Origin of the sequence: Nereida ignava, from assembly GCF_047114695.1 — a bacterium.
In the GTDB taxonomy this organism is placed as follows: domain Bacteria; phylum Pseudomonadota; class Alphaproteobacteria; order Rhodobacterales; family Rhodobacteraceae; genus Nereida; species Nereida ignava.
In genome coordinates, this window is the sequence record NZ_CP112885.1 from 177,932 (window position 1) to 203,950 (window position 26,019).

At 57.0% G+C, this 26,019-nt stretch carries 30 protein-coding genes; 25 read left to right on the plus strand and 5 right to left on the minus strand.

Annotation, left to right across the window (positions count from 1 at the left end; all coding sequences use genetic code 11):
• Positions 1-6 precede the first annotated feature (6 nt).
• Positions 7-1,182: a pyridoxal phosphate-dependent aminotransferase gene (locus OLX08_RS00850; RefSeq protein ID WP_391481877.1), complete on the minus strand. Its 1,176-nt coding sequence runs from the start codon at positions 1,180-1,182 to the stop codon at positions 7-9.
• Positions 1,183-1,326: 144 nt separating this feature from the next.
• On the opposite strand from OLX08_RS00850, the gene cysS reads away from it, so the two are divergent.
• The 3 genes from cysS to OLX08_RS00865 are packed head-to-tail and all read left to right on the plus strand — an operon-like array spanning position 1,327 to position 5,034.
• Entirely contained in the window at positions 1,327-2,667 is a 1,341-nt protein-coding gene (gene cysS / locus OLX08_RS00855; RefSeq protein WP_391481879.1) for a cysteine--tRNA ligase, read from the plus strand.
• Complete coding sequence (cimA, locus tag OLX08_RS00860) at positions 2,664-4,274, plus strand: citramalate synthase (protein ID WP_391481881.1); 1,611 nt, start codon at positions 2,664-2,666, stop codon at positions 4,272-4,274. Before cysS ends, cimA begins: the two co-directional genes overlap by 4 nt.
• A complete protein-coding gene (locus OLX08_RS00865; RefSeq protein WP_391481882.1) occupies positions 4,264-5,034 on the plus strand; it encodes a squalene/phytoene synthase family protein in 771 nt (256 codons plus the stop codon). Before cimA ends, OLX08_RS00865 begins: the two co-directional genes overlap by 11 nt.
• Here OLX08_RS00865 and OLX08_RS00870 read toward each other — a convergent pair.
• From OLX08_RS00870 to cobA, 3 genes are read right to left on the minus strand one after another with little or no spacing between them, the layout of a single operon-like run.
• The gene (locus tag OLX08_RS00870; protein WP_341246761.1) at positions 5,031-6,272 is read right to left on the minus strand and encodes an MFS transporter; all 1,242 of its coding nucleotides are present in this window, start codon (positions 6,270-6,272) and stop codon (positions 5,031-5,033) included. The two genes, OLX08_RS00865 and OLX08_RS00870, sit on opposite strands and share 4 nt — an antisense overlap.
• 15 nt (positions 6,273-6,287) lie before the next feature.
• Positions 6,288-7,607, minus strand: a complete 1,320-nt coding sequence (locus tag OLX08_RS00875) for a cobyrinate a,c-diamide synthase (protein ID WP_391481885.1) — start codon at positions 7,605-7,607, stop codon at positions 6,288-6,290.
• Between the two features lie 8 nt (positions 7,608-7,615).
• Positions 7,616-8,473 carry a uroporphyrinogen-III C-methyltransferase gene (cobA, locus tag OLX08_RS00880; RefSeq protein ID WP_048597398.1) on the minus strand — a complete coding sequence of 286 codons (858 nt, stop codon included), beginning with the start codon at positions 8,471-8,473 and terminating at the stop codon, positions 7,616-7,618.
• 120 nt (positions 8,474-8,593) lie between these two features.
• Between cobA and OLX08_RS00885 the strand changes: the two genes are divergently transcribed.
• The 4 genes from OLX08_RS00885 to OLX08_RS00900 are packed head-to-tail and all read left to right on the plus strand — an operon-like array spanning position 8,594 to position 11,653.
• Entirely contained in the window at positions 8,594-9,637 is a 1,044-nt protein-coding gene (locus tag OLX08_RS00885; protein WP_391481887.1) for a cobalt-precorrin-5B (C(1))-methyltransferase, read from the plus strand.
• A complete protein-coding gene (locus tag OLX08_RS00890; protein WP_391481888.1) occupies positions 9,634-10,365 on the plus strand; it encodes a cobalt-precorrin-6A reductase in 732 nt (243 codons plus the stop codon). Before OLX08_RS00885 ends, OLX08_RS00890 begins: the two co-directional genes overlap by 4 nt.
• Positions 10,359-10,988 carry a DNA-3-methyladenine glycosylase family protein gene (locus OLX08_RS00895; RefSeq protein ID WP_391481890.1) on the plus strand — a complete coding sequence of 210 codons (630 nt, stop codon included), beginning with the start codon at positions 10,359-10,361 and terminating at the stop codon, positions 10,986-10,988. Before OLX08_RS00890 ends, OLX08_RS00895 begins: the two co-directional genes overlap by 7 nt.
• Positions 10,985-11,653 (plus strand): alpha/beta hydrolase, encoded by a 669-nt coding sequence (locus OLX08_RS00900; RefSeq protein ID WP_048597402.1) that lies wholly within the window; start codon positions 10,985-10,987, stop codon positions 11,651-11,653. The genes OLX08_RS00895 and OLX08_RS00900 overlap by 4 nt, the downstream gene beginning before the upstream one ends.
• A gap of 1 nt (position 11,654) precedes the next feature.
• On the opposite strand, the gene OLX08_RS00905 is transcribed toward OLX08_RS00900, so the two are convergent.
• Positions 11,655-12,848, minus strand: coding sequence for a cytochrome b/b6 domain-containing protein (locus tag OLX08_RS00905; RefSeq protein ID WP_391481892.1), 1,194 nt, complete (start codon positions 12,846-12,848; stop codon positions 11,655-11,657).
• A 127-nt stretch (positions 12,849-12,975) separates the two neighbouring features.
• Between OLX08_RS00905 and fabD the strand changes: the two genes are divergently transcribed.
• From fabD to OLX08_RS00995, 18 genes are all read left to right on the plus strand, one after another.
• Entirely contained in the window at positions 12,976-13,917 is a 942-nt protein-coding gene (gene fabD / locus OLX08_RS00910; protein ID WP_391481894.1) for an ACP S-malonyltransferase, read from the plus strand.
• 20 nt (positions 13,918-13,937) lie between these two features.
• The gene (gene fabG, locus OLX08_RS00915) at positions 13,938-14,675 is read left to right on the plus strand and encodes a 3-oxoacyl-[acyl-carrier-protein] reductase (RefSeq protein ID WP_391481895.1); all 738 of its coding nucleotides are present in this window, start codon (positions 13,938-13,940) and stop codon (positions 14,673-14,675) included.
• Positions 14,676-14,857: 182 nt separating this feature from the next.
• On the plus strand, positions 14,858-15,091 hold the full coding sequence (locus OLX08_RS00920) for an acyl carrier protein (protein ID WP_048597406.1): 234 nt from the start codon (positions 14,858-14,860) through the stop codon (positions 15,089-15,091).
• 202 nt (positions 15,092-15,293) lie between these two features.
• Positions 15,294-16,550: a beta-ketoacyl-ACP synthase II gene (fabF, locus tag OLX08_RS00925; RefSeq protein ID WP_048597407.1), complete on the plus strand. Its 1,257-nt coding sequence runs from the start codon at positions 15,294-15,296 to the stop codon at positions 16,548-16,550.
• Between the two features lie 3 nt (positions 16,551-16,553).
• Positions 16,554-17,708 carry an endolytic transglycosylase MltG gene (mltG, locus tag OLX08_RS00930; protein WP_391481898.1) on the plus strand — a complete coding sequence of 385 codons (1,155 nt, stop codon included), beginning with the start codon at positions 16,554-16,556 and terminating at the stop codon, positions 17,706-17,708.
• Between the two features lie 260 nt (positions 17,709-17,968).
• Positions 17,969-18,304: a hypothetical protein gene (locus tag OLX08_RS00935; protein ID WP_048597409.1), complete on the plus strand. Its 336-nt coding sequence runs from the start codon at positions 17,969-17,971 to the stop codon at positions 18,302-18,304.
• On the plus strand, positions 18,231-19,607 hold the full coding sequence (locus OLX08_RS00940) for a DNA-packaging protein (protein WP_391481900.1): 1,377 nt from the start codon (positions 18,231-18,233) through the stop codon (positions 19,605-19,607). The genes OLX08_RS00935 and OLX08_RS00940 overlap by 74 nt, the downstream gene beginning before the upstream one ends.
• A gap of 96 nt (positions 19,608-19,703) precedes the next feature.
• Positions 19,704-20,861 (plus strand): phage portal protein, encoded by a 1,158-nt coding sequence (locus tag OLX08_RS00945; RefSeq protein ID WP_391481902.1) that lies wholly within the window; start codon positions 19,704-19,706, stop codon positions 20,859-20,861.
• Entirely contained in the window at positions 20,854-21,099 is a 246-nt protein-coding gene (locus OLX08_RS00950) for a hypothetical protein (RefSeq protein WP_334065794.1), read from the plus strand. Before OLX08_RS00945 ends, OLX08_RS00950 begins: the two co-directional genes overlap by 8 nt.
• Positions 21,100-21,113: 14 nt before the next feature.
• Positions 21,114-21,659 carry an HK97 family phage prohead protease gene (locus tag OLX08_RS00955; protein ID WP_391483154.1) on the plus strand — a complete coding sequence of 182 codons (546 nt, stop codon included), beginning with the start codon at positions 21,114-21,116 and terminating at the stop codon, positions 21,657-21,659.
• Between the two features lie 85 nt (positions 21,660-21,744).
• Positions 21,745-22,908 (plus strand): phage major capsid protein, encoded by a 1,164-nt coding sequence (locus tag OLX08_RS00960; RefSeq protein WP_412535670.1) that lies wholly within the window; start codon positions 21,745-21,747, stop codon positions 22,906-22,908.
• 179 nt (positions 22,909-23,087) lie between these two features.
• Positions 23,088-23,663, plus strand: a complete 576-nt coding sequence (locus tag OLX08_RS00965) for a head-tail connector protein (RefSeq protein WP_391481906.1) — start codon at positions 23,088-23,090, stop codon at positions 23,661-23,663.
• On the plus strand, positions 23,660-23,998 hold the full coding sequence (locus OLX08_RS00970) for a head-tail adaptor protein (RefSeq protein ID WP_391481908.1): 339 nt from the start codon (positions 23,660-23,662) through the stop codon (positions 23,996-23,998). Before OLX08_RS00965 ends, OLX08_RS00970 begins: the two co-directional genes overlap by 4 nt.
• Positions 23,995-24,429 carry a DUF3168 domain-containing protein gene (locus tag OLX08_RS00975; protein ID WP_391481909.1) on the plus strand — a complete coding sequence of 145 codons (435 nt, stop codon included), beginning with the start codon at positions 23,995-23,997 and terminating at the stop codon, positions 24,427-24,429. Before OLX08_RS00970 ends, OLX08_RS00975 begins: the two co-directional genes overlap by 4 nt.
• A gap of 12 nt (positions 24,430-24,441) precedes the next feature.
• Positions 24,442-24,855: a phage major tail protein, TP901-1 family gene (locus OLX08_RS00980; protein ID WP_391483155.1), complete on the plus strand. Its 414-nt coding sequence runs from the start codon at positions 24,442-24,444 to the stop codon at positions 24,853-24,855.
• The gene (locus OLX08_RS00985) at positions 24,855-25,172 is read left to right on the plus strand and encodes a gene transfer agent family protein (RefSeq protein ID WP_391481911.1); all 318 of its coding nucleotides are present in this window, start codon (positions 24,855-24,857) and stop codon (positions 25,170-25,172) included. Before OLX08_RS00980 ends, OLX08_RS00985 begins: the two co-directional genes overlap by 1 nt.
• Entirely contained in the window at positions 25,162-25,353 is a 192-nt protein-coding gene (locus OLX08_RS00990) for a phage tail assembly chaperone (protein WP_391481913.1), read from the plus strand. Before OLX08_RS00985 ends, OLX08_RS00990 begins: the two co-directional genes overlap by 11 nt.
• Positions 25,354-25,356: 3 nt before the next feature.
• Entirely contained in the window at positions 25,357-26,013 is a 657-nt protein-coding gene (locus OLX08_RS00995) for a phage tail tape measure protein (RefSeq protein WP_391481914.1), read from the plus strand.
• The last annotated feature ends 6 nt before the right edge of the window (positions 26,014-26,019 follow it).

Genomic DNA, 26,019 nt, shown 5'->3' on the forward strand with positions numbered 1-26,019 from the left:
GTGCTGTTATTGCTCAGGCAAAAAGTCAGCGGCAAATGCGCAAAGTGTCTTTAGCGCTTCGGCCAGCGCACCATCATCCACAGTCATCGCAACTCTGACATGACCCGCTGCCGCTTGGCCGAAACTCTCGCCCGGCATGACCGCAATGTTGTGATGATCCAGCAAGGTGTTGGCAAAGCTGTCGCCGCTTAACCCCGTGCCACGAATGTCGAGCATCAGGTACATCGCGCCGTCACTGGGGATAAGGCGCACTGTGTTTTGCGCGCCCAGAATATCCATCGCAATTTTGCGGCGCCGCTCAAACGGGGCGCCCACGCGCCGTTCAAGCTCCGGATCATCGGTCAGGGCGAAATGTGCTGCGTCTTGGATAAAGCCCGCCACGCCGTATGTGGTGTGCGTCGCCAGATCGCGAAGATGTTCAATGACCGGCGCATCGGCGATGACCCAGCCGATACGGCTGCCGGTCATGGCGTGGGATTTCGACATAGAACCAACCACCAAAGTACGCGCTGCCATGCCGTCAACCGCGCGGGGAGACAGATGTTCACCGCGCCAGATTTGGGTGTCATAAACCTCGTCGCTGATCAGCCACATGTCGTTTTCAAGGACTGTTTGCGCAATGGTTTCAATGGTTTGTCGGGTATAGATAACGCCCGTCGGGTTGTTGGGGGTGTTGATCAGCAAGCTGCGCGCACCGCGTGCTGCCGCCAGATCCGTTGCGGTTGGTTGAAAGCCGTTGTCCGCCTGAACAGGCACGGCGCGCGGGATCGCACCAACTGTGCGGATCGTGCCGGGATACGTGGCGTAATAGGGCTCGATATAGGCGGCGGTGTCGCCTTCGTCGCAGCACGCGTGGTGGGCTGCAAACAGGGCGGATTGGCCGCCGGGGGTGATCAAAACGTTGTCGCGGGTCGTGGGGACACCTGTCCGCGCGCTGACCCGTGCGGCAACTGCGTCGCGCAGCGGTTTGGTACCAGGCACGCTGGCATAGCCCGTGTGACCGCCCTTGGCGCTTTCGTTCATGGCGGCCAGAATGCTTGGGTCCGTGCGGATGTCGTGCTCACCGATGGTAAGGTCGATAATTTCAGTTCCAGCGGCTTTGAGCGCACGGGCGCGGTACAAAAGCGCCCACCCATCGTCGCCGTCGCCCGTCAGGGTGCTAATGCGGTTTGATAATTTCATACCCTATGTGGGCCAGAGAGTGCAGTGCGGGTCAACCGGAATTTACGCGGCACGCGGCGGCAGCTTTCATCTGGGTCTGCAAGGCTCTTGGCGCGTCCGCATTGCAATGATAAGCCCGCCCCGACAGACCGCAGGAAGCATCCCATGACGATTACGCTCTATGATACCAAGCGCCGTGAAAAAGCCCCGTTCACGCCGATCGACCCGCAAAATGTGCGGATGTATGTATGCGGTCCCACGGTCTATGATCGTGCGCATTTGGGGAACGCGCGTCCCGTCGTGGTCTTTGACGTGCTCTACCGTGTGCTGCGCCACACATATGGGGCGGATTGTGTCAAATACGTGCGTAATTTCACTGACGTAGATGACAAGATTAACGCCAAAGCGGCCGCAACGGGCCGCGCCATTGGCGACATTACGGATGAGACAATTAGCTGGTTTCTAAGCGACATGGGCGCACTTGGCGCGCTGGAGCCTGATGCAGCCCCTCGTGCCACCCAGTATATCCCGCAAATGGTTGACATGATTGAAGGCTTGATCGCATCGGGTCATGCCTACGCGGCAGAGGGCCATGTGCTTTTTGCGGTCGAAAGCTATGCGGAATATGGCGCGCTTTCGGGGCGGTCTGTTGATGATATGATTGCTGGCGCGCGTGTTGAAGTGGCGCCTTACAAACGTAACCCGATGGACTTTGTGCTGTGGAAACCATCGGATGCGCAAACGCCCGGTTGGGACAGCCCGTGGGGGCGCGGCAGACCTGGCTGGCACATCGAATGTTCTGCCATGGCCCATGATCTTTTGGGCGCTGAATTTGATATCCACGGCGGTGGCAACGACCTGCAATTCCCCCACCATGAAAACGAGATCGCGCAAAGCTGTTGTGCCGGTCACGGGTTCGCAAAAGTGTGGCTGCACAACGAGATGCTGCAAGTTGAAGGTAAGAAAATGTCCAAATCGTTGGGCAATTTCTTCACGGTAAAAGACTTGCTGGACCAAGGGGTATCTGGCGAGGTCATTCGGTTTGTGATGCTGTCGACGCATTACCGCAAACCGATGGACTGGACTGAGAAAAAGCGTGCTGATGCGGAAAAAACCCTCGCGAAATGGCGCGGGCTTGCGGCGGACGGTGGACAGGTGTCCGCGGTGGTAATCGAAGCTCTTGGGGATGATCTGAACACTGCGGGAGCCATTGCAGAATTGCACCGCTTGGCCTCTGCGGGTGAGGGTGCAGCGTTGAAAGCATCGGCGCAGTTCTTGGGCTTGCTGGAGGTGGATGAGGCCGGTGACAAAGTTGATTTGTCCGCACTTGAGGCGCGGCTGTCAGCGCTGCGGACACAGGCCATGGAAACCAAGGATTTCGGGGCCGTAGACGCGCTCAAGACCAAACTCTTGGCCGCTGGTATTCAGGTGCAAATGTCAAAAGCGGGCGTCAGCCTAAGCGCGCCTCTGGGCTTTGATGCAGCAACGCTTGAGGAGCTGCTATGACCGAACGGCTCTATATCTACGACACAACCCTGCGCGACGGACAACAGACCCAAGGGGTGCAGTTTCACACCCACGAAAAACAGCACATCGCCGCTGTTCTTGATGATCTGGGCGTTGATTATATCGAGGGCGGTTGGCCCGGTGCGAACCCCACTGACAGCGCGTTTTTCGATGCAGCGCCCCAAACCAAAGCGCAGATGACGGCCTTTGGGATGACCAAACGGGCAGGGCGCTCGGCCGCGAATGATGAGGTACTTGCGGGTGTTTTGAACGCGGGCACGGGCGCCGTGTGCCTTGTGGGTAAAACCAGCGCGTTTCATGTGACAGACGCGCTTGGCATCACCCTTGAGGAAAACCTTGCCAATATCGCGGACAGCATTGCCCATATCGTGTCCCAAGGGCGCGAGGCGCTGCTGGATGCAGAGCATTTCTTTGACGGGTATTTGGCCGATCCGGCCTATGCGCTTGGGTGTTTGCATGCGGCGATTGAGGCAGGCGCGCGGTGGGTTGTTTTGTGTGACACCAACGGCGGTAGTCTGCCCCAAGATGTGGCGCGCATCACTGCCGAGGTCATCAAAGCGGGTATCCCCGGTGATAAACTGGGGATTCACACCCATAACGACACCGAAAACGCCGTGGCGAATACTTTGGCGGCCGTTGATGCGGGGGCGCGTCAAATTCAAGGCACGCTCAACGGCTTGGGTGAGCGGTGTGGCAATGCAAACCTAACCACGCTTTTGCCCATTCTGCTGCTGAAAGAACCCTATGCCAGCGCGTTCCGGACAGGTGTCTCAGTCGATGCGTTGAAAGGCCTGACCAAGGCGTCGCGGATGCTGGATGATATCTTGAACCGCGTGCCCGCAAGACAGGCCGCTTTCGTTGGTGCATCAGCCTTTGCCCACAAGGCGGGTCTGCACGCCAGCGCCATTTTGAAAAACCCCGCAACCTATGAGCACGTGGATCCTGCCGTTGTCGGCAACGCGCGCGTGATCCCCATGTCGAACCAAGCGGGGCAGTCAAATCTGCGCAAGCGGCTTGGGGATATGGGACTTGAGGTTGCCAAAGATGACCCTGCGTTGGGGCGCATTTTGGACCGTGTGAAAGAACGCGAAGACGCGGGCTACTCGTTCGACACGGCGCAGGCCAGCTTTGAGTTGCTTGCGCGCCGCGAACTTGGCCAAGCGCCAGAGTTTTTTGAGGTCAAACGCTACAAAGTCACGGTCGAGCGGCGCAAAAACAAGCGTAACAAGATGGTCAGCCTCTCTGAGGCGGTGGTGGTTGTTAAAGTCGATGGGCAAAAGATGCTGTCGGTGTCGGAATCTATGGATGAAACGGGCAGTGACCGTGGGCCGGTTAACGCGCTTGCCAAGGCATTGGCCAAAGACCTTGGGCCTTATCAGACGCTGATTGACGATATTCGGTTGGTGGATTTCAAAGTACGCATCACCCAAGGCGGCACCGAGGCCGTGACCCGTGTTGTCATCGACAGCGAAGACAGCGGCGGCAACCGCTGGTCTACGGTTGGGGTGTCTGCAAATATCGTGGACGCAAGTTTTGAAGCGTTGCTGGATGCGGTGAATTGGAAGCTGGTGCGCGATGTCGTTTGAAAGCTGTGCGGCCCTTGTTGAGCGCGCTGATCCGGACCGTTTTGCGGCCCTTATGTCTGCTCCGGTGGCGGTGCGCCGTGTGTGTTTTCCGCTTTATGCCTTCAATATTGAGGTAAGTCGCGCGCCGTGGGTCACCAAAGAACCTATGATTGCTGAAATGCGGCTACAGTGGTGGCGCGACGCTTTAGAAGAGATCGGCCAAGGGCGCGGTCGCCGTCATGAGGTGGTTGATGCCCTTGGCCCCGTGCTTGATCCACGTGCGGCGGATGATCTGGACGCGCTTGTCGCCGCGAGGCGGTGGGATGTCTACACAGACGCATTCGAGGACATGGCCGCCTTTGATGGCTATATCGAAGATACTTCGGGGCTGTTGTTATGGACAGCTGTCCGGCTTTGCGGACAAGTGTCCGAAGACACGCGGACAGATGTCCTGCGCTATGGTTTCGGGGTTGGGGTGGCTACTTGGCTGCGCGCGATCCCGCAGCTTCAAGACCGCGGGCGTATTCCACTGGTGGACGGCACGCCCCAAGGTGTACGCGATTTGGCTGAACGGGCGCTGTCCGACATGAAGCACGCCAAGAGTAATTTGAGACACGTGTCCGCCCCTGCGCGCGCGGTTTTGCGCAGCGGCTGGCGGGCCGAGGCGACCCTGCGTGCGGCGCGCGAAATTCCCGAACGTGTCATAGAAGGGCAGCTTGACGAAAGCCCCTTTGCGCGTAAACTCCGCCTGATGGTGCTGAGCGCGCGGGGTGCGTTTTAGGCCGCAACAGCGGGCCTGCGCATCAGCCAGACAAGGGCACCGCCGGCCAGCGCCAGAAATGGCACCATCGCGACGTTAACAGCGCTCCAACCTTCCACAACGTCACCGCCTGAACAGTTCATCAAGCCGCCCGACGCAAGCGAGGCAAGCGTCACGCATCCGAAAACGATGGCATCATTCATGCCTTGCACGCGTCCGCGTTCTTGGGGGCTGTGGGCGGATGCAAGCATGGCTGTTGCGCCGATAAAGCCAAAGTTCCAACCGATCCCAAGCAACACCAACGCTGCGTAGAAGTTCAGCAGTTCCACTCCGGTAAGGGCTACGACGCCCGCAAACCCAAGTATGACAAGGCCCAAGGCAACAACTTTCTTGGCACCAAAGCGCGCGATCACATGGCCCGTGAAAAACGATGGGGCGAACATGGCAAGCACGTGGCTTGTCACCACGTTTGACGCGTCAGACGTGGAATATCCGCAGCCCACAACGGCCAATGGAGTTGAGGTCATCACAAGGTTCATTAACGAATATGTAACCATGCCACAGATGATCGCCACGGCGATCGTCGGGTCACGCAACAGTTCTGCGCGGCTGCGACCAGCCTCGGCACCTGTGGCGGGCTTTGGCGGTTTCGGGATTTTCAGCGCAAAGAAAAGCACCAACCCTACAGCATTCAAAAGTGCTGCGGCCACGTAGACATTGAAAAAGCGCATAACGGTCTGATCGGGGTCGGCGGCTGTGATGAAGCTGACCAGTTGTGGGCCGATGATAGCACTGGCCAGACCACCTGCCATCACATAGGAAATCGCCTTGGGACGGAAGCTTTCAGAAGCAGTATCAGCTGCGGCGAAGCGGTAAAAACCGTTTGCGCTCATATAGATACCGGTCAGGTAGCTGCCGAACAAAAAGACGAGAAAACTGTCAAGCGTCAGACCCCACGCAGCAATACCTGCGCCGGCCATCCCGCCAAGTGTGCCAATTACAAAGCCTACGCGACGGCCATATGTTTGCATCACGTTCGACAGCCAAGGTGCCGTGGTCATGGACCCCAAAACCACCATTGAAACGGGCAATGTCGCAAGGCACGCATAAGGCGACAGCTGTTGCCCCGCCAGTCCCGCCACCACAAACACCAGAGGGATTTGCGCGCCCATGACCGCTTGGCACAACACCAAAACGGCAACGTTTCGTTTGGCCAATGCGTCAGATGCAATGGCCGAGGTCGGGGCGGAGGTGGTCATGTCAGGGGGCCTTACTTAGGTGTTGAACTCGATAATATGCGCAAAAGAACCACAAACGCGACCCTCAATTAACCCCATGTGGCTGAAAGATGTGCCTTCGCTGTCTTTTGCGCCAAAAAGCGGTGTGCCATTTGCGCGTAATGTGGTGGCGTAGTGAAACTCGTGGGCGGGCAGTGATGCGGCGCTACGGTCTGCAAAAAGGCCTGTGGTTTGAGGGGTGAGCGGCGTTAGAGAGCGGTATCCCAGATGCAGTTTGCGGTGCTGAAACGACGTTTCCAGATCCAGAAGACCCGCCATTTGATGGCGCGTTCCATCCGCATCAATCAGGCCTGCACCAAGTAGCATATAGCCACCACATTCACCATATATATCAGTTGTTTGTGAGGCGCTCTTAAGGCTATTTATGAAGGCCGCATTGGCGGCGAGTTTTCCCGCATAAAGTTCGGGATAGCCGCCGGGCAGGAAAACGAAATCCGCCTCAGGCACCACCTCATTTTGCAGGGGCGAAAACGGTGTGATCTGCGCACCGGCTGCGCGCCATTCCTGCAACATGTGGGGATAGGCAAATCGAAACGCCGCATCTTGGGCGATAGCGATACGTTGTGCGGGCGGTCTGATGGTTTTTGCAGCTGCGTGGGGTGCCTTAGCAAGCGGCGCAAAAGGCAGCGCGCTGAGGTCAATATGCGCCTCTGCCGTATCCGCGAGCGCATCGAGCCATTCGGTAAGGTCCGCGCGCTCATCTGCTTGGACCAAGCCCAAATGGCGCGAAGGGTGAGACAGCTGTCCGCTGCGCGGCACGGCGCCGATGATGGGCGGCAAGTCGGCCCACGCACTTTCAATCATCCTGCGGTGTTTGTCGGAACCAACACGGTTCAAGATCACCGCTGCAATTTGGACGTCCGGATCGTGAAGCATCATCCCGCGGACCACGGCGGCAACGCTTTGCGCGGTTTTCGCGGCATCTACAATCAAAACCACTGGCAGCCCCAAGGTTTTTGCAACCCGCGCGGCGCTACCCTTAGCGTGGGGCAGTTCCCCGTCAAAAAGGCCCATCGCGCCTTCTACGATCAACGGGGCGGGGTCACTTTGTGCGCGCACCATAAGACAGGTGTCCGCCATCGCCCAGCCATCAAGGTTGAAACACGCGCGTCCTGTTGCGGCGGAATGAAACTGCGGGTCGATGTAATCAGGTCCGCATTTCGCCCCCCTGACGGGGCCTTTGCGGGCCAAGGCGCGCAAAATAGCCAGCGTTAGCGTTGTTTTACCTGCCCCGGAGCTTGGCGCGGCAATCATAAAGCCAGTGTTGTTTGGGGCGAAAGACGAGGCGGCGGACATCTGTCCCCCTATGCGCTTTCTGCGGGGCGACCACGGCCGAGCGGGTCCATGTCACGCACCGGCTCGCCCGCTATTTGGCCTTGCCAATCAAGGACTTGGCGCATGCGAACGGCCTCACCGATACAGATGATTGCAGGGGGCTCAAGACCGGCGGCGGCGATGTCGGCTTCCATTGTGCTGAGGGTCGTCTCAAGCACCTGCTGCGCGTCCGTTGTGGCCGTTGTGACGATGCCAACGGGTTCATGGGCGCTGCGACCGCCTTCCATCAGCTCGGCGGCGATGCGGGCGATGTGCTTCATGCCCATGTAAATCACGATGACCTGACTGCCTTGGGCGATGGCGCGCCAATTCAGCGAGGAGGGCGTGTTACCCGATTGATCATGGCCGGTCACGAAGGTCACAGATTGGTTAACGTCCCGGTGCGTAACAGGAATGCCTGCATAGGCCAGCCCGCCGATGCCCGCAGAAATGCCGGGGATAATGCGGATCGGGATGCCGTGCTGCACAAGGGTCTGTGCTTCTTCACCGCCGCGCCCAAATACGAACGGATCACCGCCCTTAAGACGCAGAACACGTTTGCCTGCACGGGCAAGGTCAACCAACCGAAGCGAGATATCGCGTTGTTTTGCTGAAGGTTTTCCGCCGCGCTTGCCTGCGTAGATATGCTCGGCCTGCGGCGCCCATTCCAAAATCGCCTCTTGAACCAGCGCGTCATAAATCACCACATCTGCCTGTCGAAGCGCATTGAGCGCATGCAGCGTCAGCAGACCCGGGTCACCTGGGCCCGCACCACACAACCACACCCAACCCGGCTCAAGCGCGGGCCAGTTTTTGGACGTTAGTGGAGGCAACATAGAGTCGGTCATATGCAACTTATGGCGCGCAAATTCGCAAACATGAAGCGGTAATGCGACATTACATACCCGCTTGGCGGCGCGAAATGCGCTGATATAGTCGGCACCAAGGCAAAGGGACGTTTCACAGCAATGGCACGAAAACCAACAGGACCGTTGCGGCGCGGCTGGACCACAGGCGCATGTGCGACCGCTGCGGTGAAAGCGGCGCTGCTGCGGCTGCGGGACGGGACGTGGGGAGACACTGTCTCAATCACTTTACCTAAAGGTGAGACACCTGTTTTTGCCCTTGAAACAACTGCCGTTGGCGAAGGCTGGGCCGAGGCGGGCATTATCAAGGATGCAGGTGATGATCCGGACGTGACCCATGGTGCGTTGATCAAAGCGCGGGTCGAGCTTGGTGGAAACGGCGTCAGCTTTCATGCGGGCGAGGGGGTTGGACATGTGACCAAGGCGGGTCTGCCGATTGCGGTGGGAGAGCCTGCGATTAATCCGGTGCCACGCGCGATGATGGATGAGGTGGTTGCCGAAATCGGCTGGCGGACAGATGTCCGGATCACCATTTCTGTGCCAGATGGTGCGGCGATTGCACAAAAAACATGGAACCCCCGCCTTGGCATTGTGGGCGGTATTTCGATTCTGGGCACCACGGGCGTTGTGCGCCCGTTCAGCTGTGCCGCGTGGATCGCGAGCATTCACCGCGGTATTGATGTGGCCGTTGCCGAAGGGATGCCCCATGTGGCGGGGTGCACGGGCGCGACCTCTGAAAAAGTGGTGCAACAGCTGTATGGATTGCCTGATCACGGGATGCTCGACATGGGTGATTTTTCGGGTGGTCTGTTGAAATACCTTGCCAAAACCAACGTCCCGCACATCACGATTGGTGGTGGCATAGGAAAGCTGGTGAAGCTGGCGCAAGGCGCGGTTGATTTGCATTCTGGACGCTCGCAGGTTGACTTTAATTCCTTATCACAAGCTATTGATAATGAATCTATTAAAGGCGCAAATACGGCGCTTGAAGCCTATGAAATTGCGGGGCCAGCTGTTGCGGAATGGGCCGCGGAAACAGCGCAGGTCCAAATACAAAAACAGCTTCGTGGTTCAGGTATTACAAGTGATGTGGTGCTGATTGACCGCGCAGGAAAAATCCTTGCGCGCGCCGGAGACAGACCATGAAAGTCTTGTTGCTTGCGGGCTCTGGCGAAGGGCGGGTTTTGGCGGATGCGCTGTATAAAATGGGCGTTAACGCGGTGGCATCCCTTGCGGGGGCGACCCGTCAGGCAAAACCGTTGGCGCTTCCGACGCGCATTGGTGGGTTCGGGGGCGAAGACGGGTTTTGCGAGTATCTTGCGCGTGAAAAGATCACACATATTTTGGATGCAACGCACCCATTTGCCAGTCGGATATCTCATAGATCTGCATTAGTTTCAGCCCATAAGGGTTTGAAGTATATGCAATACTTAAGACCCGCATGGACAGCGCAGGCAGGGGATCAATGGCACCATATCCGCGATGAGACAGATGTCCTAGGATTGCTCAACAAGACGCCGTCGACTGTGTTTTTAGCCACCGGACGTCAGACCCTTGAACGGTTTGCCAACCTTGAAGGGCACCGCGTGATTTGCCGCCAGATTGATCCGCCCACCTCGCCATTTCCCTTTGAGGGCGGTGAGTATTGCATTGGGCGGCCTCCGTTTTCAGTGGGGCGCGAAGTGGAGTTATTTGAGGCACTCGGGGTGGATTTATTGGTGGTGAAAAATGCAGGCGGCACGGCTAGCCGGTCTAAACTGGATGCAGCGGCGCTGTTGGGACTGCCCGTTGCGATGATTGAACGGCCCCCACAACCGGATGCGCCAAAAGTTGATACGATCGAGGCAGCCCTTGATTGGGTGAGGGCGTGTTGATCACCTTGATTGAAACTTTGGAAGATGTCGCCTTTGGCGCCCAAGAGTTGATCAAGATTGAGCCCCGTTTTGCGCCCGCCTTGGCCATGACCGCGCCTTTACCGCTTAGGCGCAAGCCTGACGGATTTGCGGCCCTGATGTCTGCAATAGTGGGCCAGCAAGTCAGTGTGGCGGCGGCCCGCGCGATTGAGGCGAAGTGTGTGGCAGGTGGTTTGGCTGATCCCACAACTGTGCGCACCGCGACAGAAGATGAGATGCGCGCCTGCGGATTAAGCCGTCAGAAAGTTAAATATCTCAAGGCATTAGCCGATGCGCGGCTGGACTATGATGCCCTTCGGGCGGCACCATCAGACGATGTGGTGCGCACTTTGGTTGCCGTGCCTGGCATTGGGCCCTGGACGGCGGAGATTTATGTGATGTTCTCGTTGGGGCACGCGGATGTATTTGCCCACGGCGATTTGGCGCTTCAGGAGGCGACGCGGTTGTTGTTTGAGTTGCCGTCCCGCCCAACCGAGCGCGCGATGCGCGATATCGCAGCTGGATGGGCCCCTTGGCGCGCGGTTGCAGCGCGGCTCTTGTGGGCATACTACCATGTTGAAAAGCAAAGGGATGGGATCTCATGACACGGGTTTTGGATGCAAAAGTGCGCGCGCCGCACTCTGGTGATTTACGCAGTGCGGTGGTGTTTTTGCACGGCTACGGGGCGAACGGTGCTGATTTGATTGGCCTTGCGGACCCGTTGGCGGAGCATATGCCCGACACGATGTTCATCAGTCCGGACGCCCCGCAAGAGTGTGATGGCGCACCGATGGGCCGTCAGTGGTTTCCGATCCCGTGGATTGACGGATCAAGTGAGGAAGAAAGCCGCGCAGGGTTGTTTCAAGCGGCAGATGATTTGAATGCGTTTCTTGACGGGATCATGGTCGATAATGATTTGTTGCCCGAGCAAGTGGTCGTGCTTGGGTTCAGCCAAGGGACGATGATGGCGCTTCACGTGATGCCGCGCCGCGAAGATGCAGTTGCGGGCGTGGTTGGCTTTTCTGGTCGCTTGCTTGAGCCGGATACTCTGCCCGATGAGGTCGAGAGCCACTTTCCTGTTTTGTTGGTACACGGTGATGAAGATGACGTTGTGCCTGTGCAGTCTCTTCCTGCGGCGGTTGAGGGCCTTCAGGCGGCGAAATTCCGTGATGTGTTCGCCCATGTGATGAACGGCACAGCCCACGGAATTGCCCCTGACGGGTTATCTGTTGCGCTGGCATTTATGCGCGAACAGCTGGGATATCAGTAACTTAGCGCGCGGCCGTTAGGTTCAGCGATACATCCACACCAAAGCCCAACGTGCCTTCGTCGGCCGCACCGATGCCAAAATCGGTGCGATCAAGGCGTGTTGTGCCCGACATTGTGGCAAGCCCGTCCACGATGGTCAGATCAAACGTAAACTGAACCGGAATGCTTTGCCCCTTAAGAGTGAGCGTGCCGGTTGAGGCGTATTGATCCGCCTCAATATGGCTGATCTGCCCTTCATAAATGGCCGTCGGGTGGGTGGCAGCGTCAAAATACTCCGCCCCGAGCGCTTGGGACGTGACGGATCCGATGCTGAGCGACGCGATATTGATGGTGGTTGTGACGCTGCCGGTTCTGGCGGTCTCATCGAAGGTGATCGCGCTTGTCCAGTCGCTGAAACTGCCATTAGTCTCGCTGCCGAATTGTGTCACGGCGATGCTGATTTCGCCGGACTGAACCGTCCAGTCGCTTGCAACGCTTTCAAGTGCTGCGGTGGTTTGACCCGCGTCGCTGCGATAAAGCCCAAGGCTTTGGCCGATCCCAAGCGCGATAACCCAAACCGCAAGCGCCCCAAGGATGGCTGTTTTTGCGCTGTGTTGTTGCGGGCGGGGGCCGACTGCGGTTGTGCCGAACCACATGCGGCGCAGGGTGGCGTCTTTGTCGAGCACGTGATGTTTCAGCGCGCCGGCGATGTGCAGCAAGAGGCTGGCAACCAGCACCCGCTCAAACACAACGTGCAGGCCTTCGAATAGATGTGCGGTGCTGTCAGATTTGGGCACAAACGGCAGGTCCTGTCCAAAGGGCCACCAGATGGGCGCAAAACCGGATGTCGCCGCGTGGTGGATCCAACCTGTCACGGGCACCAACACGAGCGAGCCGTAAAGCAACCAGTGGATCATACTGGCCAGCCAATGTTCGGCCTTTCTATCTCCCTTTAATGCCTCCGGCTTTGGTTGGCTGATGGCCCACGCGATGCGCGCAAGGGCAGTGAACAAAATCGTAAGGCCGATGGTTTTGTGCAGGCTAAACACGAACGCAGCGCGGGCCACGGTTTGCGCATCGGCGCCGTTGGCCTCAATGGCGTGGGCCAGATTGTTGCCGTAGATACCAAGCGGGATCACCAAAAAGATGCCAAGGGCAATGGTCCAGTGAAACAGTTTGGTGATGGTGCCGTAGTGGCTGGCGGTGTTGGACAGCATGGGACGTTCCTTGGTCATAACAAATTACAGGTGAGGGTACAGGGAAGTGCAGGGCGGGCAACTCTCCATCGTTGAACAATATGTGTGCGCGGTTTAGACACTCAGTCAACATAATGTGGAGACAACCATGAGCAGAGCATTTATTTTCCCCGGACAAGGTGCACAAACCATCGGAATGGGTAAAGCGCTGGCAGATGCATATCCTGCAGCGCGTGCGGTTTTTGAAGAAGTAGACACGGCCTTGGGCGAGTCGCTGTCGACATTGATTTGGGAAGGTGATCAGCAAGAGCTGACGTTGACCCATAATGCGCAGCCTGCGTTGATGGCAACATCAATTGCGGCCTTCAAGGCATTGGAAACAGAAGGTTTTGATATTTCTGACGCCAGTTTTGTGGCTGGTCACTCCCTTGGGGAATATTCTGCACTGGCCGCGTCTGGTGCAATTAGCATTGCAGATACGGCACGTTTGTTGCGCACCCGCGGCGAGGCCATGCAAAAAGCCGTGCCAGTTGGATTAGGCGCGATGGCGGCCTTGCTTGGTCTTGATTTTGAAACGGCCCAAGCCGTGGCCAAAGAGGCAGCTGAGGCCGGTGACGGCGAAGTGTGTCAGGCGGCAAATGACAATGATCCGGGCCAAGTTGTGGTTTCGGGGCACAAGGCGGCCGTGGAGCGCGCAGTTGAAATCGCCAAGGAAAAGGGCGCAAAACGTGCCGTGCTGTTGCCGGTCAGCGCACCGTTCCATTGTGCGTTGATGCAGCCCGCAGCGGATGTGATGGCCGATGCTTTGGCGCGGGTCGATGTTTCCGCCCCCAAGGTGCCGCTGGTGGCGAATGTTTTGGCCGAGGCCGTTACGGACCCCGCGCGCATCCGCGAATTGCTGGTTGAGCAGGTAACGGGCTCTGTGCGCTGGCGCGAAAGCGTGGCGTGGATGGGGAACCAAGGAGTTACCGAGATGTGGGAAATTGGTGCGGGCAAAGCACTGTCTGGCATGGTGCGCCGCATCAACCGCGACATCGCCTGTGCCGCTGTTGGCACCCCTGATGATATTGCAAAACTGAAAACCGCCTAAGCGCGCGGAGGAGACTTAAAATGTTCGATTTGTCTGGTAAATGTGCCCTTATAACTGGTGCTTCCGGTGGTATTGGTGGTGAAATTGCAAGAACGCTTCACGCTGCGGGCGCCACAGTTGGCCTGTCTGGCACCCGTGTTGAGCCGCTCCAAGCATTGGCGGATGAGCTGGGTGAACGCGCCCATGTTTTGCCGTGCAACTTGTCTGATGCAGAGGCTGTGACAGCCCTACCAAAGCAAGCTGCCGATGCGATGGGTTCTGTTGATATCTTGGTTAACAATGCAGGGATCACACGCGACAATCTTTTCATGCGCATGTCGGAAGAAGAATGGCTGAGCGTGCTTGATGTAAACCTGACCAGCACCATGCGCCTGTGCAAAGGTGCGATCCGCGGCATGATGAAGGCGCGTTGGGGTCGGATCATCAACATCAGCTCTGTTGTGGGCAGTACGGGCAACCCGGGACAGGCAAACTATGCGGCGTCAAAAGCTGGTATGGTCGGCATGTCAAAGTCACTCGCCTATGAAGTTGCGTCCCGCGGGATCACCGTGAATTGCGTGGCACCCGGATTTATTACCACGGCGATGACCGATAAACTGACTGATGATCAAAAATCGGGCATTTTGACAAACGTTCCTGCAGGCCGCATGGGCGACGCTGCCGAAATCGGTGCGGCGGTGCTCTATCTGGCGAGCGCTGAGGCTGGATATATGACTGGTGCGACCTTGCATGTGAACGGCGGCATGGCCATGTACTAGGCTCTGCGGTGGGGCTATTTACTGCTTTACCCAGCGTTATCGAAAGCGTTTGCCTTATCATGAAATTGTGGTAAGTCGCGCCATGAGAAGGGAGGGTCGGCAATGTCGCTCTCCTTATGGGCCTTAGAAATTAGGCATTAGACCAAGGTCCTAACAGGACGATATTAAAGACGAGGATTGCCATGAGCGACGTTGCAGATCGAGTAAAGAAAATTGTTGTTGAGCACCTGGGTGTTGAAGAAGACAAAGTTGTAGAAAACGCGTCTTTCATCGATGATCTTGGCGCAGACAGCTTGGACACAGTTGAGCTGGTTATGGCGTTCGAAGAAGAGTTTGGCATTGAGATCCCAGACGACGCTGCTGAAACCATCCAGTCTTTCGGCGATGCAGTGAAATTCATCACAGAAGCTGCCTAAGGCACGCTTCGCGCCCCGCAATTGCGGGAGCTGCAAGATAGCAAACGGCGCTCCAATTGGGGCGCCGTTTCGCGTTTTAGGGCTGTTTTTGTAAAAAAGGTGGAGCGGTAGGGCGCTGATTGGTGCGCAAGCCCTTGCCCCTGAGTGTTGTGGCGCGGTATGTGGTAGCCACCATAGGCAGTACTAAATTGGGGGAAAACCGATGCGCCGTGTCGTTGTTACAGGTCTTGGAATGGTTTCGCCGCTTGGCGACGGTGTGGATGTGACGTGGTCACGTCTGCTTGACGGGCAATCCGGTGCCGGCCCCATCACGAAATTTGACGCCAGCCATCTTGGCACGACCTACGCCTGCGAAGTGCCGCGCGGCGAGGGAGAGGGCGATTTCAACGCTGATGCGTATATGCCCCCCAAAGAACAGCGCAAAATTGATGACTTCATCTTGTACGGCGTTGCAGCGGCGGACCAAGCGATTGCCGATTCTGGTTGGGTACCTGAGAGCGATGACGACCGTTTCCGCACGGGTGTGATGATCGGGTCTGGCATTGGTGGGTTGAATTCGATCGCTGATACAGCCGTGTTGCTGAAGGAAAAAGGCCCGCGCCGCGTGTCGCCTTTCTTTATTCCCGGTGCCCTGATCAACTTGGTCAGTGGGCAAGTCAGCATCAAATACGGTCTGAAAGGTCCCAACCACGCGGTTGTGACAGCCTGTTCAACCGGTGCGCACGCCATTGGTGACGCGGCCCGTTTGATTGCGCTTGATGATGCAGACGTGATGGTTGCTGGTGGTGCTGAAAGCCCCATTTCCGAGATTGGCGTTGCGGGTTTTAACGCGTGTAAGGCGCTGTCGACCAAGCGCGCAGATGATCCAACCAAAGCCAGCCGTCCTTGGGACGCGGACCGTGACGGGTTTGTCATGGGTGAGGGTGCGGGCGTTGTTGTTCTGGAAGAATATGAGCATGCAAAGGCACGCGGTGCCAAGATTTATGCTGAAATCTTGGGCTATGGCCTGTCAGGCGACGCGCACCACATCACTGCGCCGCCCCCCAACCACGAGGGGGCCGAGCGGGCGATGCGTGCAGCCGTAAAGCGTGCGGGCATTGCCCCAAGCGAGATTGATTACGTCAACGCCCACGGCACATCCACGATGGCCGACACCATTGAACTGGGCGCGGTTGAGCGTGTTCTGGGGGATGCGGCGTCTGAGTGTTCCATGTCATCAACCAAGTCGGCCATTGGCCATTTGCTGGGCGCAGCCGGTGCGGTTGAGGCGATTTTCTGTATCCTGGCGATCCGCGATCAAGTGGCGCCGCCCACTCTCAACCTTGAGAATGTGGACTGTGAGCATACGATTGATCTGATTGGGCCAGAAAAGCGTGAGCGCAAGATTGAGACAGTGCTCTCTAACTCGTTTGGGTTCGGTGGTACAAACGCCAGCCTGATCATGGGTAAGGTGCGCTAAGCCATGTGGCGGCACGTCGTTTCTAATGCGCTGACATTGGCGATTGTGATCCTGTTCCTTGTGGGCGGGGTGATCGTTTGGGGAACGTCACAGTATAAAGAGGGCGGGCCGCTCGCTGAGGCGATTTGTTTGCAAGTGCCGTCGGGTGCGTCGATGGGATCGGTAAGTGCCGATCTTGCTGAGCAGGGTGCTGTGAGTAATGCGCGCATTTTCCGGCTTGGGGCGGATTATTCCGAGAAGGCGTCCCAGCTGAAGGCAGGTTCGTTCTTGATTGAGGCGGGCGCTTCCATGGAGCAGATCGTTGATGTGGTGACACGCGGTGGGCGCAATACATGCGGTACCGAAGTGGTGTTTCGCGTCGGCGTGACACGTAAGCAAGTACAAGTCCGTGAGCTTGATCCCGCCACCAACCGCTATGTTGAACAGGCGCGGTTTGAGCCACAAGTAGAGCCTGTTGATCCTGTCTACACCGCCGCGTTGGATGCCTCTGACACGTTGATCCGTTTTGCGGTTGCGGAAGGTGTGACCAGCTGGACCATTGTTGAGGCGCTCAACAACATTGATTTTCTGAGCGGTGAGATCGCCGCTGTTCCGTCTGAGGGAGGCCTTGCGCCCGACAGCTATGAGATCAGCAAAGGTCAGGACCGGAACGAGATTCTAGCGGATATGGCCGCCCGTCAGGAACGTATTCTGGCGCAGGCTTGGGCCGAGCGTGCGGATGACGTGGAAGTTGAGACACCTCAAGAGGCGTTGATCCTTGCTTCCATTATTGAAAAAGAGACCGCGGTTGCAGAAGAGCGCGGTCAGGTGGCCAGTGTTTTTACCAATCGTTTGAAACGCGGGATGCGTCTTCAGACGGACCCTACGGTGATCTACGGCATCACCAAGGGTGAGGGGATTTTGGGCCGCGGGCTGCGCCGCAGTGAGTTGCGCGCCGAGACCCCTTGGAACACTTATGTCATTCCGGCCTTGCCGCCGACGCCCATTGCTAACCCGGGAAGGGCCAGCATTGAGGCGGCGTTGAACCCTGAGAGTACTGATTTGTTGTTCTTTGTGGCCGATGGCACCGGTGGGCACGCGTTTGCGCGTACCCTTGATGAGCATAACGCCAATGTTGCCAAGTGGCGCAAGATCGAAGCAGAGCGCAACGCCAACTAAGCTTTGGGCCTTGCTGCGTGCCTTATTTTAAAGGCGAGGTGACGGTTAACTCTCTGTTTCTTTACGAAAAATTAAGTATATCGCGCGGTGGGGTGTTGCGTCCCCCCGCCTTGGAAACTTTGACTTTTGGCTCTTTTTGAAGGTATAACTTGGCCATAGCTAGGAGAGACTGCTTAGGATGAACGGCTGGTAAAAGTCAGGGTCCTACAACACTTTTTCGGTCTGTGGAGGGGGTAACACCCAAACATAGGCAGCAAATTATGAGCAACATGAACCATGACGCGTTTGACCAGACGGAAGATAGTTTGGCTGCAGCGTTGGATCAAATGAGCCGCTATGAGCGATTTATCGAGGCGGCATTACGGAAAATTGAGAGCGGCGAGATGGATGGGGCCAAGGGTCTGTCCACCCATTTGAGTGGCCTCATGAAGGCCCGGGATGCCGTGATCGCAGAACGAGGACGATTGCGAGATGATGAGCTTAAGCGACGCGACCGCATCACCGAACACGATATCGATTTCGATGCCCGACGATCTGAGATCGCTGGCCGTTTGGCTAAGCTCCGCCGATGTTGCCGTGCAAGGCGCGTTCCTTGACACGTTGACCGAAGACGATTTGCGGGCTTTGCCGTATATTTTCGAGATGTGGGCCCATGATCACCAATTACCGCCTGCCTATACGCCCAAAGGGGCTGATTGGCGGACGTGGGTGATCATGGGCGGGCGGGGTGCGGGCAAAACCCGCGCCGGTGCTGAATGGGTGCGCAGTCAGGTGGAGGGCAGTTTGCCGCTTCATTCGGGCAAGGCCAAGCGTTTGGCGTTGATCGGGGAAACCTATGACCAAGTGCGCGATGTGATGGTGTTTGGTGACAGCGGAATTCTGGCGTGTTCTCCGCCAGATCGTAAGCCAGAATGGTTGGCCTCAAAACGCAAACTGGTTTGGCCAAATGGGGCCGAGGCACAGTGTTTTTCTGCCTCTGAGCCCGAAAGCCTGCGCGGTCCACAATTTGACGGTGCTTGGGTAGACGAGTTGGCCAAGTGGAAGAAAGCCCGTGAAAGTTGGGATATGCTGCAGTTTGCACTGCGTCTTGGGGAGTGTCCGCAGCAGGTTGTCACAACAACGCCGCGCAATGTTGGTGTGTTGAAGGATATTTTGGATGTGGACAGCACGGTAACCACCCATGCGCCAACAGAGGCCAATGCTGGGTTCTTGGCGCAAGGGTTTTTAAGCGAGGTGCGCCGCCGATATGCGGGTACACGTTTGGGTCGTCAGGAGTTGGACGGTGTGTTGCTTGATGATGCCGAGGATGCGCTTTGGTCGTTGGCGATGCTTGAGGTGACGCGCGTTGATCTTGGGGATGTGCACCGGTTTGACCGTGTGGTGGTGGCGGTTGATCCGCCTGTCACGGGGCATGCGGGGTCAGATGAGTGTGGGATCGTTGTGGTTGGGGCCAATTTGCAAGGCCCACCCCAAGATTGGACGGCATATGTGTTGGCAGACAAGACAGTGACGGCGGCCTCTCCGCTGGCGTGGGCAACGCGTGCGGTGGATGCGATGCGCCAGTTTGGGGCCGATAAGATCGTGGCCGAAGTGAACCAAGGCGGTGACATGGTAGAGCAAATGATCCGCCAGATTGACCCGCTCGCGCCCTATGCCGGGGTGCGTGCGTCACGGGGCAAGGCGGCGCGGGCGGAGCCTGTTGCGATGCTTTATGAGCAGGGCCGTGTGCGGCATGTGCGCCACCTTGAGGTGCTTGAGGAACAGATGTGCCAAATGACGACGCGCGGTTTTGAGGGCAAGGGATCGCCGGACCGAGTAGATGCTTTGGTGTGGGCGCTGAACGAAGTGATGATTGAGCCTGCTGCAAAGTACCGCCATCCGCGGCTGCGCACGTTGTGACGTGAGTTTGTAGGTCCTGTTGTAAATTAAGAGCCCGCGGTTTTGGGCAGTATTGACCGGCTGTTTTTGGACGGGCGAGGTCATGGAGTTGAGTGAATGGTTTTTGATATGTTTCGAAAGAGTGCACCGCAAGGCCCGCAAAAAGCGCGGTCATTTAGGCCGGCGGTGATGTCTGGTGGCGGTGTGGCTTGGACTTCGCGCGATGCGGGTTCGCTGACGCGGACCGGATTTGCGGGCAATCCTGTCGGGTTTCGGGCGGTAAAATTGATTGCGGAGGCAGCTGCGGCTCTGCCGTTGGTGCTGCAAGATGTGTCACAGCGTTTTGATACCCATCCATTGCTGGCTTTGTTGGCGCGCCCCAATTCGGGCCAAGGTCAGGCGGAGTTGTTGGAGGCAATTTATTGCCAGCTGCTGCTGACGGGCAATGCCTACGTTGAGGTGAGCGGCGAGGCAGAGCAATTGCACGTGCTGCGTTCGGATCGGGTGCGGGTGGTGCCCGGTGCTGATGGGTGGCCTGTGGCGTATGATTACACGGTGGGCGGGTCTGTTCACCGCTTTGATGTGGGCGCGCCCGGTCCGATTTGCCATATCAAATCGTTCCACCCGTCCGATGATCATTACGGGTTAAGCCCGATGCAGGCCGCGGCGACTGCACTTGATGTGCATAATGCCGCGTCGCGCTGGTCAAAGGGCCTTTTGGATAACGCGGCGCGTCCGAGCGGGGCGATTGTGTATTCAAGCGCTGACGGGTCTGGAACGATGACCACGGATCAGTACGACCGTCTTGTTGATGAGATGGAAACGCATCACCAAGGGGCGCGAAATGCGGGGCGACCAATGTTGCTTGAGGGGGGGCTGGATTGGAAGCCGATGGGGTTTAGCCCGTCCGATATGGAATTTCAGAAAACCAAAGAAGCCGCTGCGCGCGAGATTGCGACAGCGTTCGGTGTGCCCCCGATGATGTTGGGTATTCCTGGTGATGCGACGTATGCAAATTACGCCGAGGCCAATCGTGCGTTCTACCGCTTGACGGTTTTGCCAATGGCCACGCGGGTGACAGCCGCATTGGCGGATTGGTTGGGGCAAGTGATGGCACACACTGTCACGCTGAAACCCGACGTTGATCAGGTAGCTGCGTTATCCGGCGAGCGCGATCAGCAATGGGCGCGCATCGGTTCGGCGGATTTTCTAAGTGACGCTGAAAAGCGGCGTTTGCTGGGTTTGCCTGCAGAATTGGAGGCCCGTGATGAATGAGTTTGCCAAAGACCCTTTTGGGGTGAGTGAGCTTGATTGCTTGCCTGCCCAACGGATCAATCTGCACGAGCGGATGTCTGCGCTGCAGTTTGAGATGCTGAGCAAGCGGTTGGATGATTTGGACAGCGCGATGGAACGCCTTGAGCGCCGGTTGTGGTTGATTGTGTTTGGTGTGGTCGGTGTGATCTTGGCCCAAGCGTTTCAATCGGTGCTTACTGTGACGCCTAATTTGGCATGAGGAAAACGGACATGATGACATTGGAACGCAAAGACAGCGCGCGCAGCCTGCAGGTGAATGTAGGGAGTGACGATAGCGTCATTGTTGCGGGATATGCTTCGGTTTTCGGGATCGAGGATAAGGGCGGTGATGTCGTAATGGCCGGCGCTTATGCCCGCGCTTTAAATGCGCTGAAGGCAAATGGTGGTGGCGTGAAAATGCTGTGGCAACATGATGCTACGCAGCCCATCGGCGTGTGGGACACAGTACATGAGGATGCCCATGGGTTGTTTGTAAGCGGACGGTTACTGACCGATGTGGCCAAGGCCCGTGAAGCGGCGGCCCTTCTTGGGGCGGGGGCGATTGATGGGCTGTCGATCGGGTACCGCACGGTGACAGCCAGCAAGAACGCCAAGGGTCAGCGCATGTTGTCCGATCTGGAGCTGTGGGAGGTGTCGCTTGTGACGTTTCCGATGCTGCCTGAGGCGCGTGTGACGGCCAAATCCGACGATCTGCCACCCCTTGGATCATGCGCATATGCAGAGGCGCTCAGGCGGGCGCAGCAGCAATTGGCCACGTGATACCGCGCGGCACTCTCTGATTATTTTGCTTTGAAAAGGACTGATTATGACGAAACCCGATGCATTGGATCGGGGCGGGAAAGCTATGTCTTCCGCCCAGCCGATCCTTTCCCAAAAAGCCACGCAATTTGAAACTGCGATCACCGATTTTGTCAGTGATTTGAAGGGTTTCAAGGCTGATCTAACAAACCAACTTAACCAGCAAGAAAGTACGATTGCCATGTTGAACCAAAAGATGACAACGCCAAACCGCCCCCCATTGAGTGCGGTCCCGCTTGAAGCGCCGCACCTGAAGGCCTTTGATGCTTATGTGCGTTTGGGTGAGGAAGATGCTCTGCGCGGGTTGGCGTTTGAGGGAAAATCTATGTCCAGTGCCATTGCTGGCGATGGTGGATATTTGGTTGATCCCGTGACTTCTGACACGATCAAGTCATCACTTGCTAACGCTGCCTCAATCCGTGCGATTGCTGAGATCGTGAACGTTGATGCGACCAGTTATGATGTACTTGTCGATCATGGTGATCTGGGTGCGGGTTGGGCCAATGAAACGGCCGGCACCAGCGAGAGTAACACCCCCACGATTGACCGTATTTCAATCGCCTTGCACGAGTTGTCAGCATTGCCAAAAGCGAGCCAGCGTTTGTTGGATGATAGTGCTTTTGACATTGAAAACTGGCTGGCTGGTAAAATCTCAACGACCTTCGCGCGTTCAGAAGCAGAAGCCTTTGTGAATGGTGACGGCGTGGAAAAACCCATGGGTTTCCTAAGCCACACGACTGTTGAAAACGACAGTTACGAATGGGGCAAGATTGGTCATATCATCACCGGCGAAGCGGGTGGGCTGGGTGATCCGGATAAGTTGATTGAACTGGTCTACGCGCTTGAGGCCGATTACCGCGCCAATGGTACGTTCGTGATGAACAGCAAAACGGCTGGTGAAATTCGCAAGCTGCGCGACAGTGACGGGCGCTTTTTGTGGAACGATGGAATGGCCTCAAGTGATCCTGCGCGTCTGCTTGGCTACCCTGTGTTGATCGCCGAAGATATGCCGGACGTTGAGGTGAATGCGACGCCGATCGCCTTTGGTGATTTTGCCCGTGGCTACACAATCGCCGAGCGTCCTGATCTGCGCGTGATGCGTGACCCGTTTAGCGCCAAGCCCAACGTGTTGTTTTACGCGACCAAGCGGGTGGGCGGTGATGTGACTGATTTTGCAGCCATCAAATTGTTGAAATTCGCAGCCCAGTAAAGCGGTGCTGTGAACAGGAGCTGTGCGGTCATCGCGATTGCACAGTTCTGCGCGGGGCGCGCGCCTAAGACCACCTTCGTGTTGTCTAGCTGCTCCCCTCCGTCCGAGCAATGCGAGGCGGCGCGCGCCCTTATTTTGCGCTGATTGCTCGGACATTTACTGAATTTCATGAGGGTCCTATGACACGCATCATTGATACTAATTTCCCCGATGACCTGTTGCCGGTTGATGGGTTTAAAGCCCACCTTCGCCTTGGCAGTGGGTTTTCGACGGATGATACGCAAGAACCTGTTTTAAAGGCATTTTTGCGCGCCGCTATTTCTGCAATTGAGGCGCGGATAGGTAAGGCGTTGTTGGTGCGCGGTTTTGAGGCACCTGTAACTGCATGGCACCAAATCCATACGCTAAAGTTGACAATTTCTCCAATTGTTGGGGATGTTTCTGTCTGGTTCGCTGGCAATAAAATTGTCAGTGCCGCGAATGTTGATCACGGTGCGCACCATAGCTTTGTGACGCTCGATGGCGACGTGATTGGGGCCGGTGGTGATGAGTTAACGGTCCGGTTTCAGGCGGGTCTTGCAGACGTATGGTCGGACCTTCCTGCTGATCTAAGCCAGGCTGTGATGTTACTTGCCACGCATTACTATGAGCACCGTGAGCAAACTGGGCTTTCGAATGGTTGCATGCCTTTTGGAGTGACCGCGCTGATCCAGCGTTACCGTGAGATGCGGATTTCATTGGGGGCCACCGCATGAAGGCGCCGCGTTTGAACCGCTCGTTTTCTCTTGAAACGGCTGATCGCATCAGTGACGGCGCGGGTGGGTACCGGACCCAGTGGCGTGTGTTGGGGCAGCTTTGGGGTGATGTCCGTGCAGCAACCCCTGTGACACAAACAGGGCAGGCAGGTGTGCTTACCCAAGAACGCCGCGAGATCATCGTACGCGCGGCCCCCGTGGGCGATGACGCGCGGCCCACGGCAGGGAACCGTCTGGTTGATGCGACCGGGGTCTACGACGTCACCGGAGTTTCAGAGTGGGACATTAACGCGCGGTATCTTGCGTGCCGTGTATCCCGGCAGGTGGCGTCATGAGTTACGGGTTATCGGCGGCACTCCAAAGGCTATTCTTCGCGGCGTTAATAGATGATGCGCAAGGCTCTCTTGGTGTGCAGGTATTTGATTTGCCGCCAAGCGGTGTCGTGCCCGAAGTCTACGTTCTGCTTGGCCCCGAAAACGTGCGCGACGTGTCTGACGTGTCTGCGCGCCGTACGCTTCACCGATGTATCGTGTCTGTCATTTGCGCCGAGGCTGGTTTTTCCGAAGCCAAGAAAATTGCCGCCGATGTCGTCCGCCGCGTCGAAGGGGCAAACCGTGAATTGCATGAGGAGGGCACACCCGTGGGGCGTGTCACTGATCTGCGGTTCGAAAGCGCCAGCGCACGCCGCGCTGACAAAGGTGGCACGCGGCGTATTGATTTGAAAATTCTGGCGCGCCTTGAGGCGATTGCCCCCACTGAAATTTGATGGAGAACGATGATGACTGCACAAAATGGCCGCGATCTTTTGATCAAAATGGATATGACGGGAAACGGTGTTTTTGAGACCACCGCGGGACTTCGGGCAACGCGGATTAGCTTTAATGCTGAAACGGTTGATGTGACCAGTCTAGAAAGTTCAGGCGGGTGGCGTGAACTGCTGGCTGGTGCGGGTGTCCGGCAGGCGCAGGTGTCTGGTAGCGGGGTGTTCAAGGACGCAGCAACTGATGAGCGTGCACGCCAAGTTTTCTTTGATGGTGCGACGCCGCGGTGTCAGGTGGTTGTGCCGGATTTTGGTGTCATTGAGGGTGCATTTCAGGTCACGTCGCTTGAATACTCGGGAAGCTACGAAGGTGAGGCCAGCTACGAACTCGCTCTGGCTTCTGCAGGCGCGCTAAGCTTCACGGCGATTTGATGATGGTTAATCCCCACAGAGGTGAAGTTGAAATTACGATCAACGGTAAGCCGTATGTTGCGCGACTATCATTGGGCGCGCTTGCAAGCCTTGAAACAAAACTCGGCGCTAGCTCTTTGACAAAACTGATTGAAAGGTTTGAGGGAAACTCGATCCGATCATCAGATGTTCTGGCCCTTATCGAGGCAGGTTTGTCATCAGGAAATTGGGATGGAACGGCTGCGGACTTACTGCATGCAGACGTTAACGGCGGGCCACTTGGTGCTGCCCGCGCTGCCGCCCAATTGTTGGTGAGGGCCTTTGGCGATGACGTTTGAATGGCGGGCGCTGCAGCGTGTTGGTCTTTCCGACTTGGGGCTGTCACCTGAGATGTTTTGGGACTTAACGCCGTTTGAACTGAGCTTGTTACTTGGCCTTGATTTGGCGGCGGCGCCTCTGACGTTCGATCGGTTTTCAGCACTTACGCGCGAGTTTCCTGATGCAGATCTGGGAGGATAAAAGATGAACATTGATGAGTTTGAAGATGACGTATCCGCACTGGGGCAAAGCCTGGACCAGACGAGTAATCTAGCGGCGGCATTCAGTGGTGAATTGACCAAGATGCAGCAAAGTCTGGCTACATCAAGTGTCAATGCAGGTGTTCTGTCAAAGGGGATGAGCAACGGGTTGAGGCGGGCAATTGATGGTGCTGTATCAGACGGGTTGAGGCTATCTGATGTGATGCAAAAAGTTGGAGAATCTTTAGTTTCTGCGGCTTATTCGGCGGCCGTAAAGCCTGTTACCAGCCACTTTGGGCAGCTGTTTGAGGGCGCAATTACGGGTGCTCTCGGTACTAATTTTGGCACGCAAGGTGCCGGTTCTGGAGTGTCGGGACGTGTGCAAGCTTTTGCCAAAAGCGGGGTCGTGACGAGCCCAACGCAATTTGGGATGCGGGGTGGGACAGGCTTGATGGGCGAAGCGGGACCTGAGGCGATTATGCCATTAACCCGTGGCCCGGATGGCGCACTCGGTGTGCGTATGCAAGGTGTTGGGGCGAACGCTCCGGTTCGTGTTGTGATGAATATTAGCACCCCTGACGTAGCAGGATTTCAGCGCGCGCAAGCACAGGTTTCTGCGCAGTTGGGGCGTGCTTTGGCAAAAGGTCAGCGCACCCGATAATGCGCT

What these genes read in the sequence shown, in the direction of transcription:
- OLX08_RS00850 (WP_391481877.1), bottom strand. Translation starts at nt 1,182, where the DNA reads ATGAAATTATCAAACCGCATTAGCACCCTGACGGGCGACGGCGACGAT.
- cysS (WP_391481879.1), top strand. Translation starts at nt 1,327, where the DNA reads ATGACGATTACGCTCTATGATACCAAGCGCCGTGAAAAAGCCCCGTTC.
- cimA (WP_391481881.1), top strand. Translation starts at nt 2,664, where the DNA reads ATGACCGAACGGCTCTATATCTACGACACAACCCTGCGCGACGGACAA.
- OLX08_RS00865 (WP_391481882.1), top strand. Translation starts at nt 4,264, where the DNA reads ATGTCGTTTGAAAGCTGTGCGGCCCTTGTTGAGCGCGCTGATCCGGAC.
- OLX08_RS00870 (WP_341246761.1), bottom strand. Translation starts at nt 6,272, where the DNA reads ATGACCACCTCCGCCCCGACCTCGGCCATTGCATCTGACGCATTGGCC.
- OLX08_RS00875 (WP_391481885.1), bottom strand. Translation starts at nt 7,607, where the DNA reads ATGTCCGCCGCCTCGTCTTTCGCCCCAAACAACACTGGCTTTATGATT.
- cobA (WP_048597398.1), bottom strand. Translation starts at nt 8,473, where the DNA reads ATGACCGACTCTATGTTGCCTCCACTAACGTCCAAAAACTGGCCCGCG.
- OLX08_RS00885 (WP_391481887.1), top strand. Translation starts at nt 8,594, where the DNA reads ATGGCACGAAAACCAACAGGACCGTTGCGGCGCGGCTGGACCACAGGC.
- OLX08_RS00890 (WP_391481888.1), top strand. Translation starts at nt 9,634, where the DNA reads ATGAAAGTCTTGTTGCTTGCGGGCTCTGGCGAAGGGCGGGTTTTGGCG.
- OLX08_RS00900 (WP_048597402.1), top strand. Translation starts at nt 10,985, where the DNA reads ATGACACGGGTTTTGGATGCAAAAGTGCGCGCGCCGCACTCTGGTGAT.
- OLX08_RS00905 (WP_391481892.1), bottom strand. Translation starts at nt 12,848, where the DNA reads ATGCTGTCCAACACCGCCAGCCACTACGGCACCATCACCAAACTGTTT.
- fabD (WP_391481894.1), top strand. Translation starts at nt 12,976, where the DNA reads ATGAGCAGAGCATTTATTTTCCCCGGACAAGGTGCACAAACCATCGGA.
- fabG (WP_391481895.1), top strand. Translation starts at nt 13,938, where the DNA reads ATGTTCGATTTGTCTGGTAAATGTGCCCTTATAACTGGTGCTTCCGGT.
- OLX08_RS00920 (WP_048597406.1), top strand. Translation starts at nt 14,858, where the DNA reads ATGAGCGACGTTGCAGATCGAGTAAAGAAAATTGTTGTTGAGCACCTG.
- fabF (WP_048597407.1), top strand. Translation starts at nt 15,294, where the DNA reads ATGCGCCGTGTCGTTGTTACAGGTCTTGGAATGGTTTCGCCGCTTGGC.
- mltG (WP_391481898.1), top strand. Translation starts at nt 16,554, where the DNA reads ATGTGGCGGCACGTCGTTTCTAATGCGCTGACATTGGCGATTGTGATC.
- OLX08_RS00935 (WP_048597409.1), top strand. Translation starts at nt 17,969, where the DNA reads ATGAGCAACATGAACCATGACGCGTTTGACCAGACGGAAGATAGTTTG.
- OLX08_RS00940 (WP_391481900.1), top strand. Translation starts at nt 18,231, where the DNA reads ATGCCCGACGATCTGAGATCGCTGGCCGTTTGGCTAAGCTCCGCCGAT.
- OLX08_RS00945 (WP_391481902.1), top strand. Translation starts at nt 19,704, where the DNA reads ATGGTTTTTGATATGTTTCGAAAGAGTGCACCGCAAGGCCCGCAAAAA.
- OLX08_RS00950 (WP_334065794.1), top strand. Translation starts at nt 20,854, where the DNA reads ATGAATGAGTTTGCCAAAGACCCTTTTGGGGTGAGTGAGCTTGATTGC.
- OLX08_RS00955 (WP_391483154.1), top strand. Translation starts at nt 21,114, where the DNA reads ATGACATTGGAACGCAAAGACAGCGCGCGCAGCCTGCAGGTGAATGTA.
- OLX08_RS00960 (WP_412535670.1), top strand. Translation starts at nt 21,745, where the DNA reads ATGTCTTCCGCCCAGCCGATCCTTTCCCAAAAAGCCACGCAATTTGAA.
- OLX08_RS00965 (WP_391481906.1), top strand. Translation starts at nt 23,088, where the DNA reads ATGACACGCATCATTGATACTAATTTCCCCGATGACCTGTTGCCGGTT.
- OLX08_RS00970 (WP_391481908.1), top strand. Translation starts at nt 23,660, where the DNA reads ATGAAGGCGCCGCGTTTGAACCGCTCGTTTTCTCTTGAAACGGCTGAT.
- OLX08_RS00975 (WP_391481909.1), top strand. Translation starts at nt 23,995, where the DNA reads ATGAGTTACGGGTTATCGGCGGCACTCCAAAGGCTATTCTTCGCGGCG.
- OLX08_RS00980 (WP_391483155.1), top strand. Translation starts at nt 24,442, where the DNA reads ATGACTGCACAAAATGGCCGCGATCTTTTGATCAAAATGGATATGACG.
- OLX08_RS00985 (WP_391481911.1), top strand. Translation starts at nt 24,855, where the DNA reads ATGATGGTTAATCCCCACAGAGGTGAAGTTGAAATTACGATCAACGGT.
- OLX08_RS00990 (WP_391481913.1), top strand. Translation starts at nt 25,162, where the DNA reads ATGACGTTTGAATGGCGGGCGCTGCAGCGTGTTGGTCTTTCCGACTTG.
- OLX08_RS00995 (WP_391481914.1), top strand. Translation starts at nt 25,357, where the DNA reads ATGAACATTGATGAGTTTGAAGATGACGTATCCGCACTGGGGCAAAGC.